This is a genomic window from Aquabacterium sp. (genome assembly GCF_036279655.1).
GTDB lineage: Bacteria > Pseudomonadota > Gammaproteobacteria > Burkholderiales > Burkholderiaceae_C > Aquabacterium.
Genome location: NZ_DASUIT010000143.1, coordinates 1 through 8,907, shown reverse-complemented (window position 1 = coordinate 8,907; position 8,907 = coordinate 1). Strand labels below are relative to the sequence as shown.

Annotated in this window: 12 protein-coding genes; 8 read left to right on the top strand and 4 right to left on the bottom strand. The window is 64.4% G+C overall.

Annotation, left to right across the window (positions count from 1 at the left end; all coding sequences use genetic code 11):
* From VFW84_RS15315 to VFW84_RS15295, 5 genes are all read left to right on the top strand, one after another.
* Positions 1-870, top strand: an 870-nt coding sequence (locus VFW84_RS15315) for a hypothetical protein (RefSeq protein ID WP_329681329.1), incomplete at its 5' end; no start/stop codon positions are given.
* Positions 867-1,571 (top strand): pyrimidine 5'-nucleotidase, encoded by a 705-nt coding sequence (locus VFW84_RS15310; protein WP_329681328.1) that lies wholly within the window; start codon positions 867-869, stop codon positions 1,569-1,571. The genes VFW84_RS15315 and VFW84_RS15310, both read left to right, overlap by 4 nt.
* A gap of 22 nt (positions 1,572-1,593) precedes the next feature.
* Positions 1,594-2,244 carry a nucleoid occlusion factor SlmA gene (slmA, locus tag VFW84_RS15305; RefSeq protein WP_329681327.1) on the top strand — a complete coding sequence of 217 codons (651 nt, stop codon included), beginning with the start codon at positions 1,594-1,596 and terminating at the stop codon, positions 2,242-2,244.
* Between the two features lie 44 nt (positions 2,245-2,288).
* Positions 2,289-3,206 carry an ATP-binding protein gene (locus VFW84_RS15300; RefSeq protein ID WP_329681326.1) on the top strand — a complete coding sequence of 306 codons (918 nt, stop codon included), beginning with the start codon at positions 2,289-2,291 and terminating at the stop codon, positions 3,204-3,206.
* A complete protein-coding gene (locus VFW84_RS15295; RefSeq protein ID WP_329681325.1) occupies positions 3,203-3,688 on the top strand; it encodes an NUDIX domain-containing protein in 486 nt (161 codons plus the stop codon). Before VFW84_RS15300 ends, VFW84_RS15295 begins: the two co-directional genes overlap by 4 nt.
* A gap of 26 nt (positions 3,689-3,714) precedes the next feature.
* Here the strand turns inward: VFW84_RS15295 and VFW84_RS15290 are convergent, their stop codons facing one another.
* Positions 3,715-3,969, bottom strand: a complete 255-nt coding sequence (locus VFW84_RS15290; RefSeq protein ID WP_329681324.1) for a hypothetical protein — start codon at positions 3,967-3,969, stop codon at positions 3,715-3,717.
* Between the two features lie 185 nt (positions 3,970-4,154).
* Here VFW84_RS15290 and VFW84_RS15285 point away from each other — a divergent pair, with 185 nt between their 5' ends.
* Entirely contained in the window at positions 4,155-5,033 is an 879-nt protein-coding gene (locus tag VFW84_RS15285) for a crotonase/enoyl-CoA hydratase family protein (RefSeq protein WP_329681323.1), read from the top strand.
* 195 nt (positions 5,034-5,228) lie between these two features.
* Complete coding sequence (locus VFW84_RS15280; RefSeq protein ID WP_329681322.1) at positions 5,229-5,852, top strand: PEP-CTERM sorting domain-containing protein; 624 nt, start codon at positions 5,229-5,231, stop codon at positions 5,850-5,852.
* A 108-nt stretch (positions 5,853-5,960) separates the two neighbouring features.
* On the opposite strand, the gene VFW84_RS15275 is transcribed toward VFW84_RS15280, so the two are convergent.
* Entirely contained in the window at positions 5,961-6,842 is an 882-nt protein-coding gene (locus VFW84_RS15275; protein ID WP_329681321.1) for a metal-dependent hydrolase, read from the bottom strand.
* Positions 6,843-7,011: 169 nt separating this feature from the next.
* Here VFW84_RS15275 and VFW84_RS15270 point away from each other — a divergent pair, with 169 nt between their 5' ends.
* Positions 7,012-7,932: an SDR family NAD(P)-dependent oxidoreductase gene (locus tag VFW84_RS15270; RefSeq protein WP_329681320.1), complete on the top strand. Its 921-nt coding sequence runs from the start codon at positions 7,012-7,014 to the stop codon at positions 7,930-7,932.
* A 16-nt stretch (positions 7,933-7,948) separates the two neighbouring features.
* Here VFW84_RS15270 and VFW84_RS15265 read toward each other — a convergent pair whose 3' ends face one another.
* Positions 7,949-8,533, bottom strand: a complete 585-nt coding sequence (locus VFW84_RS15265) for a chalcone isomerase family protein (RefSeq protein ID WP_329681319.1) — start codon at positions 8,531-8,533, stop codon at positions 7,949-7,951.
* A gap of 32 nt (positions 8,534-8,565) precedes the next feature.
* The coding region (locus VFW84_RS15260; protein ID WP_329681318.1) for a methyl-accepting chemotaxis protein at positions 8,566-8,907 on the bottom strand (342 nt) is incomplete at its 5' end.

Here is an 8,907-nt window from a genome sequence, read left to right as displayed (position 1 = left end):
GTTCTGTGGTGTGTGGCACAGGGTGTCGATGCTTTTGTGATGCAGCAGCACGAAAGCCTGCAGACGGCTCAGGCTTCGTCCGCCGATCATATGGGCATGGGCCTGAGTCGTCTGGGCCAGATGGTGGTGACGGTGATGCTGCCCTGGGTGCTGCTGTGGGCTTTGTGCTTGCGCTCACCCCGTGTGCTGCGCCGAGTCCGTGCGTCCGAGGATGGGCGTTGGTTGTCGCTGACCTTGGTGGGTACCGTGGCGCTCATCGGCGTGACATGGGTGGTGCTGGGGGCGCAGCGTGCCGAGGCGCACCATCTCATGTTCATGGCATTGGCGCCGGTGGCCGTCATGTCGACGCGCTTGCGGGTCGAGGGCGCGTCCCGTCGGCTGCAGACCATGGCGCTGCTGTCGGCGTGTTTTGCGGTGCTGGTCGTGCCGATCCTGCTCGTGATGGACAGTGTGAAAACGGCTCAGCGGTGTGAACAGTGCGGGCCTTATCTCGACTACCCCGACATGGCGCAACGCCTGCGGCAGGCGGGCTTGCGAGACGGCGTGCTGTACTACGCCACCCACGCGCGCAGCCTGTCTGTGGCCTCCATGCGGCCAGATCTGCCTGGCGTGGTCCTGGTCCGTGCTGATGTGCCCGCCACGGAAAGCCCGCCCCTGAGTGCCGTCCGCGGCGGGGCATGTGCGCTCATCTGGCAAGCAGGTGAAGACGCGTGGTGGTTCAATGCGCAAGCCAGTCGGCGTTTGCCCCCCGGCTTGCTTTCGGCCATGCGGGCGGGGCAGGTGACCGCGCGTTGGCGCGCGCCACTGCGTTACCGTGGCCGCCTGGGGCAGGAGATTGCGGTGCTGGTTCAGCAGAAAGGCTGTTCGTGAACCCTGGGATCAAGCGACACGAGCCCATCTGGCTCTTTGATCTGGACAACACCCTGCACGACGCCAGCAGCGCCGTGTTCTGGCGGCTCAATGAGTCCATGACAGACTACATCGAGCAGCACCTGTCGCTGGAGCGGCGCGAGGCCGATCGCCTGCGTCTGCACTACTGGCGACGCTATGGCGCCACCCTGCTGGGGCTGGAAAAACACCACGGCATCCGGGCGTCCCACTTCCTGGCGCAGACCCACCGCTTGCCGGGCCTGGAGGCCCAACTGCACATGCCCGCCGCAGACCGTGCGGCGCTCCGGCGCCTGCCGGGGCGCAAGTTCCTGCTGACCAATGCGCCGGCCGAGTACGCCAAGCGCGTGCTCACGGCCCTGGATCTGGCGAGCTGCTTTGAAGGCGTCATCGCCATCGAGGCCATGCGCGTGTTTGGCGATCTGCGCCCCAAGCCGGATGCGCGCATGCTGCGCGTGGTGCTGGCCCGCCACGGTCTGCCGGCCCACCGCTGCGTGCTGGTGGAGGACACCCTGGCCAATCTGCGCAGCGCCCGTGGCCTGGGGATGCGCACGGTGTGGATGCAGCACTACCTCAAGGACAACCCCCACGGCTCGGAGACTGGCGTGCGCCTGCATCAAAAGCCCTCCTGGGTGTGTGCCAGAATCAGACGATTGAGGTCGCTCCATGCCTGGGGCGCGTGAACCGCAGTCTGCCCGAGTTGCCATGAACGACGCCGCCTTGCCCCTGGATGCTCCTGCCGACACCGCCGAGGTCGCGTCGGCGCCCGTGCGCAAGCGGCCCAAGCCGGGTGAGCGCCGTGCGCAGATCCTGCAGGCGCTGGCCGCCATGCTGGAAGAGCCCGGCAGCGAACGCATCACCACGGCGGCGCTGGCCGCGCGGTTGTCCCTGAGCGAGGCCGCGCTGTACCGTCACTTTGCCAGCAAGGCCCAGATGTTCGAGGGCCTGATCGAGTTCATCGAGCAGACCTTGTTCACCCTGGCCAATCAGATCGTCGAGCGCGAGCCCGATCCTGCGGTGCAGATCGGTCGCGTGCTCACGGTCATCCTGCAGTTCGGCGAAAAGAACCCCGGTATGAGCCGCGTCATGGCGGGCGATGCCCTGGTGTTTGAACACGAACGCTTGGCCACCCGCATGAACCAGTGTGTCGATCGCCTGGAATCCCTGCTGCGCCAGAGCTGCAAGGCCCTGGCCGATCAGCAGGGCTCACCCACGCCCACCGTCTATGCGCAAGCGCGCGCCTCGCTGGCCATCAGCATGGCGCTGGGGCGTCTGCACCGTTTTGTTCGCACCGGGTTCAAGCGTCTCCCCACCGAGCATCTGGCAGAGGCCCTGCACGCCATCACGGCGCCCTGAGCGCCGGCGGCAGGTCCGCCCGGACGCCCGTACACTTGCGGGCCATGTCTTCCTCACTCGACCCCGCCCTGCAGCAACTGGTGGCGACCGCGCAGGCGCTCGTCACCCGGCTCGATGCCCTGCTGCCCTCGCCCCACCACGCGGCCGTGGCTGCGCCCGACTGGTCGGCCTCGGTGGCCTTTCGCTACCGCAAGCGCAGCACGGCGGCCTGGGCCAGCGGCTGGCTGGAGCCCGTGCGCCATGTGGCCGTGATCCGCTACGAGGATCTGCAGGAGGTCGACACCCAGAAGGAGCGTTTCGCGCGCAATCTGGCGCAATTCGTGTCGGGGCAGACCGCCAACAATGTGCTGCTGTCGGGTGCCCGTGGCACTGGCAAGTCCTCGTTGGTCAAGGCGGGGCTGCAGGCGCATGCCGCCCAGGGCCTGCGCCTGATCGAGGTCGACAAGGCCGACATGATCGATGTGCCCGACCTGATCGAGCTGGTGTCGTCGCGGCCCGAGCGATTCGTCATCTATTGCGATGACCTGAGCTTCGACGAGGGCGAGCCCGGCTACAAGGCTCTCAAGTCGGTGCTGGACGGCACGGTCTCGGCCAGCGGAGACAACGTCCTGATCGTGGCCACCTCCAACCGCCGCCACCTGCTGCCCGAGTACCACAGCGACAACAAGACCTATAAGCACACCGACGATGGCGAACTGCATCCCGGTGAGGTCGTCGAAGAGAAGATCTCCTTGTCCGAGCGCTTTGGTCTGTGGATCAGCTTCTATCCCTTCAGCCAGGACGAGTACCTGGCCATCGTGGCGCAGTGGTTGCAGCATTTCGGGCTGGACGCGCAGGCCATTGAGGCGGCGCGTCCGCAGGCCCTGGTCTGGGCCCTGGAGCGGGGCTCTCGCTCGGGGCGTGTGGCCTATCAGTTCGCGCGGGACCAGGCGGGTCGCCATGCCTCGGAGCGTGCCTCATGAGCCAGCCATCCACCGAGCGCAAGTCGTATCACGTGATGGAGCCCACCGACCGGCCCCCGGTCGACGTGGCGGTGGGCGTGCTGATCGAGCGCGACGCCGACGGCCGGGAAGGGCGTTTTTTGATGACCTCACGCCCCGAGGGCAAGGTCTATGCAGGTTATTGGGAGTTCCCGGGCGGCAAGCTCGAAGCCGGCGAGACGGTGGAGCAGGCCCTGCGCCGCGAACTCCATGAAGAGCTGGGCATCACCATCGGTCAGGCCCACCCCTGGCAGGTGGAGATCATGGACTACCCCCACGCGCGGGTGCGCTTGAACTTCTGCAAGGTCTATGACTGGCAGGGGGAATTCATCATGCGGGAGGGCCAGGCCATGGCCTGGCAGCAGTTGCCCGCAGATCAGGTGCCGATCCTGCCAGGCACCGTCCCGGTGCTGCAGTGGCTGGCGGCCGAGCGGGGCCACGAGGGCCCCACGCACGCGGGCTGACACCCGCCCGCGAGGAGCCTCAGGCCTCAGTTCGACGCAGCCGAGGCGGCCACGGAGGCGGCTGCATCAGCAACGGAAGCTGCAGAAGCTGCGGAGGCAGCAGCAGAATAGGCTGCCGAAGCGGCGTCGCTGGCCGCGTCGTGCGACGCAGCGGCTTCTTCCGTGTGCGTGGCTTCAGCGCCATGCTTTTCGCCACCCATGTCGATGTCACCGCCGCTCTTCATGAGCACGAAGATGGCAATGGCGGCGAAGGCGATGAAGGCGACGAGCAGTTTCCACATGGGGATCTCCTGGGAGGGGGTTGAACAGGGTAGGCGTCTTGTGGACGCCAAGGACTCTTCTATAAGAGATAAGAGTCCGCTGCATTGTGCACTGAACCGGGGCGTTCACTGCCTCGGTGGCATCCCGGGGTGCGTTATCCTGCGGCACGCTGACACTCTCGACCTCACTGCAAGGATTCTCCACCATGACCTACAACACCCTGAATGTCACCGTGGGTGACGATGGCGTTCTGATCCTCACGCTCAACCGTCCCGAGCAACTCAATGCCTTCACGGTCGAGATGGCCAATGAACTGGTGGATGTCTTCACGCGCGCCAGTGACGACGATGCCGTGCGCGCCATCGTGGTGACCGGGGCCGGCAAGGCCTTCTGTGCCGGCATGGATCTGTCGGTGCCAGGCAATGTCTTTGGCCTGGACGAAAGCCAGCAGCCCACCATGGCAGACATGCATGAGCGCCTGGACGATCCGGCCATTTTTCATGGGGTGAGAGACACGGGCGGGCGCGTGGTGCTGTCCATCTTTGAATGCAAGAAGCCGGTGATCGGCGCGATCAACGGCGCAGCCGTGGGCATTGGTGCCACCATGACGCTGCCCATGGACATCCGCATCGCCTCGGAAAAAGCCCGCATCGGGTTTGTCTTCGGGCGCATCGGCATCGTGCCCGAGGCCTGCTCCAGTTGGTTCCTGCCGCGCATCGTGGGCATCTCGCAGGCCCTGGAGTGGACCTATATGGCCGACATCTTCGACGGCCATGAAGCCCAGCGCGGAGGTCTGGTCAAGGCCGTGGTGCCGCCCGAGCAGTTGCTGGACGAGGCCTTGAAGATCGCCCGTCGCATCGCGTCGGAGCGCTCGGCCGTGGGCATCGCGCTGACGCGTCAGATGATGTATCGCAATTCGGCCCAGCCTCACCCTCTGGCGGCCCATCAGGTGGACTCGCTGGCCATGTTCTACACCAGCATCGGCGATGGCAAGGAGGGCGTTCAGGCCTTCCTGGACAAGCGTGCGCCCCAGTTCAAGGGCAAGGCTTCGGAGATGCCGAGCTTCTATCCGTGGTGGAAATGAGGCGGATTGCACGGAGCGCGGGTCATTGCCCCCCCTTGAATGGGGGTGTCGTCGGAAAAACCCTGTGGGCAAGGATTGCTTGATCCACGACAGTAACGACATGCAGGAGCGAAAGTTGTTCTGCAGTGACTACAAAGAGACTCTCAAGTGCTGGCCCAGCCAGTCCATCCACCGGAAATTGAGGAAAGACAAACCATGATCACCTTGAAGACTATTTCTCGCGCAGTTCTGGCCCTGTCGGCTGCACTGGCTGCCCACGGCGCCATGGCTGCCAACGCCAGCGTGTCGCTGGATACCGCTGCGCTGAGCTCCATGGGCACCATCACGGTGACCTCGCTGGGTGCTGATACCTTTGCCAGCACTGGTGCCACCACTGGTGTTTTGACGGCTCCCATCTCGTCGGTGGTTGCTTCGCTGGTTGACTTCGGTAATGCCGATGGCTTCAAGGTCAAGGTTGGCTCTTACGGCACCCTGAGCTTCACCAACTTCACCCAGGACCTGAGCTCCGGCATCCTGACCGGTAACCTGGTCGGCGGGGGCCTGTTCCTGTCGAACATCAGCTACGCTGGTGATCTGATCGATGCCACCAGCATCATCAACAACGGTGCTGGCACCGTGACCCTGTCGAGCTACACCGTGTCCGCAGGTTTGGCTGCCTACTTCGACTCCCTGGGTGTTGATCCTGCCCTGGTGCCCGTGGGCGACATCGTCAAGTCGATGTCGGTTCCCGTGCCCGTGCCTGAGCCCTCCACCTACGCTCTGATGGGTCTGGGTCTGGTCGGTATCGCCCTGACGGCTCGCAAGCGTCAAGCCGCCTGATACGTCGGTTGATCTGATAGAAAAAGGGGCAGCGTTCACGCTGCCCCTTTTTTGTCGGTTGTTTCTCTTTCCAGTGTTCGCTTGTCTGTCGTTTCTACCGTCTCCTTTTCAGCGTGCCGCGTTGAACAAGGCATCCCCGGCGACCATGGGATTGCCCGACTCTTCGAAACTCTTGACCCACACCGGGTAGCTGTGGATCACCTGGTGCTGCCAGGGATGGAAGCCCGGCTTGAAATACGCCAGCAGCTTGAAGGTGCTGCGTGAGAACAGGCCGTTGTGGCCATAGACCCAGGCCAGGCCCTTGAGCGTCATCCAGAAACGCTGGCCGCGGCTGAAGCCGTCGCCCTTGAGCAGGCGGTTGGTCAGGCGGATGCTGTCGACCACCACCTTGTAGAGCGCATGGACCATGGCCGTGCAGCGCAGCACATAGCCCACCTTGGCCACGTCCTGCATCACGTCGAAGGCCACGGCCTTGTGCTCCATCTCCTCGATGGCATGCCAGGCCCACATGGCGCGCACGTTCGGGTCCGCCGGGGCCATCACTTCCTTGGTGTCGAACAAGGTCTCGGCCATCATGGCCGTGAAATGTTCGAACGCAGCCGTCAGGGCCAGGTTGTACTCGGGTGAGTACTTGCGGGTGTAGTCGTCGAACAGCGCCTTCGCATCGCGCAGGATGATGTCCACTTCCAGACCCTGCTTGCGCAGCAGGTCGTTGTAGTGGGTGTGGGCGATGCCGTGCTGACCCTCCTGGCGGATGAAGTTCTTCACATCCTCGGCCAGCTTGCGATCGGTGATCTGCTGGCGAAAGGCCCGCACGCTGGTGATGAAGTAGCGCTCCCCATCGGGAAAGGCGGCTTGCATGCCGTCGAACAGACGGGTCTTGAAGGGGTTGCCGCCGTACCAGAAGCGCGGGGTGGACTCATCGATCTGGAAGTCCAGCTTTTCGCGGGGCACGATCTGATCGGGACCGGAGTGTTTCGTGGTCGACATGGATGAACTCCTCGTTACAACGAAATGCAGTTTAGGTTTGTCTGGGTAATGCATGTGCATCCCTGGGCGACAGGAAGGCATCCTGAACGACACCCAGGGTTTGTCCGGGGGTGGCTTGGCCTCATGATGTCGGCTGTTGTCCATTGAGCTTGAACCGCAGAGTCAGACCATGAGTGCCACTGAAACTTCTTCTCTTCGTTTTGACGGCCGTGTGGCCATCGTCACCGGTGCCGGTGGTGGCCTGGGGCGCAGTCATGCCTTGCAACTGGCCGCACGCGGGGCCAAGGTGCTGGTCAATGACCTGGGCGCGGCGCGCGATGGCAGCGTCAGTGGCGCCACCCCGGCCGACGAGGTCGTGGCCGAGATCCGTGCCGCCGGGGGTCAGGCCCTGGCCCATCGGGGCTCGGTGAGCGATCCGCAGGCGGTGCAGGCCATGGTGGACATGGCCATGAACGAGTGGGGCCGGGTGGACATCCTGGTCAACAACGCCGGCATCCTGCGCGACAAGTCCTTCTCCAAGATGACGCTGGAGGATTTCCGGCTGATCGTGGACGTGCACCTGATGGGCGCGGTCTATGGCAGCAAGGCCGTGTGGGAGATCATGAAGGCCCAGAACTATGGGCGCATCGTGTTCACCACCTCGTCGTCGGGCCTGTTCGGCAACTTCGGTCAGGCCAACTACGGCGCTGCCAAGATGGCGTTGGTGGGTCTGATGCAGACCCTGGCGCTGGAGGGTGAAAAGTACAACGTGCGGGTCAACTGCCTGGCGCCCACGGCGGCCACGCGCATGACTGCCGACATCATGCCGCCTGAGATGCTGGCCCTGCTGACCCCCGAGAGCGTCACGCCGGGCATGCTGGTGCTGGCGGCCGAGAACGCGCCGACGCGGGCCATCCTCAATGCGGGTGCGGGGGTGTTTGCGGCCTCTCACATCACGCTGACGGAGGGCTTGTACCTGGGGCAGGGCCCCGAGGTGGCGGAAGAGCTGGCACGCCGCTGGAGCGAGGTCATCCATCGTGAGGGCGATCTGGTGCCCGGCAGCGGCATGGTGCAGTCGCAGCGCGAGTTGAGCAAGGCCATGGGGCGCTGAGCCCCAGGGCCTGTGATCAGGAGGCGCCCAGCAGCTGTGGCTTGAGGCTCGCTTCGGCGGGCGCGTCGCCCAGCCAGATGCGCAGGATGGCGTTGTAGAACAGCACGTCCGGCAGCGGCGAGACCACGGGCTTGCCGTTGACGGCGATCACGGTGCCGGTGCCGGGTGTCCAGTCGCCGGTGACCACGTCACCCTTCTTGAGACCTTCGATGGTCTCGAAGGTCTCGCCCAGCTTCAGCAACTGGTTGACGAACTTGGTCTTCTCGTCCTTTTCCAGGTTCTTGTTGATGCCGGTCAGGAAGGCCTGGCCGAACTCTTCGCCGCTGAGGTCGCGCAGCATCACCAGCTTGAAGCGCTTGGGGCCGGGCACGGCCAGCACCTCGGGCGTCGTGGTCTTTTTCTCGGCCATGTAGAGCGACACCACATAGACCTTGAAGACGACCTTGGTGCGGATGCCTGCGCCATTGAGAACCAGGTCCTTGCCGGCCACCTTGACCGAGTCTTCGACCTTGACGCCAGCCAGTTCCAGGGCGTGTGCGGGTGTCCACAGGGCCAGGCCCAGGGTGGCGGCGGCAGCGAGGGAGGCGAGTTTGAATCTCATGGTGTGTGTCCAGTGGTGCTCTGAGGGGATGATCAAGCGTGGGTGTCTTCGAGCTTGAAGACACTCACGATGCGGGCCAGGTGGTGGGCCTGCTGTTTCATGGATTCCGCCGCGGCAGACGCCTGCTCCACCAAGGCCGCGTTCTGCTGGGTCACGCCATCCATCTGGTGGATGGAGTGATTGACGGTTTCAATGCCATGACTCTGTGATTCGCTGGCCGAGGTGATCTCGCCCATGATGTCGGTCACGCGGCGCACGCTGGCCACCACGTCGGTCATGGTGCTGCCCGCCTGGGTCACCAACTGGCTGCCTTGCGCCACCTGGCTCACCGACTCGTCGATCAGTTGCTTGATTTCCTTGGCGGCCGAGGCCGA

Excerpts from the sequence above, each read along its gene's own strand:
- slmA (WP_329681327.1), top strand. The coding sequence starts at position 1,594 with ATGAACGACGCCGCCTTGCCCCTGGATGCTCCTGCCGACACCGCCGAG.
- VFW84_RS15300 (WP_329681326.1), top strand. The coding sequence starts at position 2,289 with ATGTCTTCCTCACTCGACCCCGCCCTGCAGCAACTGGTGGCGACCGCG.
- VFW84_RS15295 (WP_329681325.1), top strand. The coding sequence starts at position 3,203 with ATGAGCCAGCCATCCACCGAGCGCAAGTCGTATCACGTGATGGAGCCC.
- VFW84_RS15290 (WP_329681324.1), bottom strand. The coding sequence starts at position 3,969 with ATGTGGAAACTGCTCGTCGCCTTCATCGCCTTCGCCGCCATTGCCATC.
- VFW84_RS15285 (WP_329681323.1), top strand. The coding sequence starts at position 4,155 with ATGACCTACAACACCCTGAATGTCACCGTGGGTGACGATGGCGTTCTG.
- VFW84_RS15280 (WP_329681322.1), top strand. The coding sequence starts at position 5,229 with ATGATCACCTTGAAGACTATTTCTCGCGCAGTTCTGGCCCTGTCGGCT.
- VFW84_RS15275 (WP_329681321.1), bottom strand. The coding sequence starts at position 6,842 with ATGTCGACCACGAAACACTCCGGTCCCGATCAGATCGTGCCCCGCGAA.
- VFW84_RS15270 (WP_329681320.1), top strand. The coding sequence starts at position 7,012 with ATGAGTGCCACTGAAACTTCTTCTCTTCGTTTTGACGGCCGTGTGGCC.
- VFW84_RS15265 (WP_329681319.1), bottom strand. The coding sequence starts at position 8,533 with ATGAGATTCAAACTCGCCTCCCTCGCTGCCGCCGCCACCCTGGGCCTG.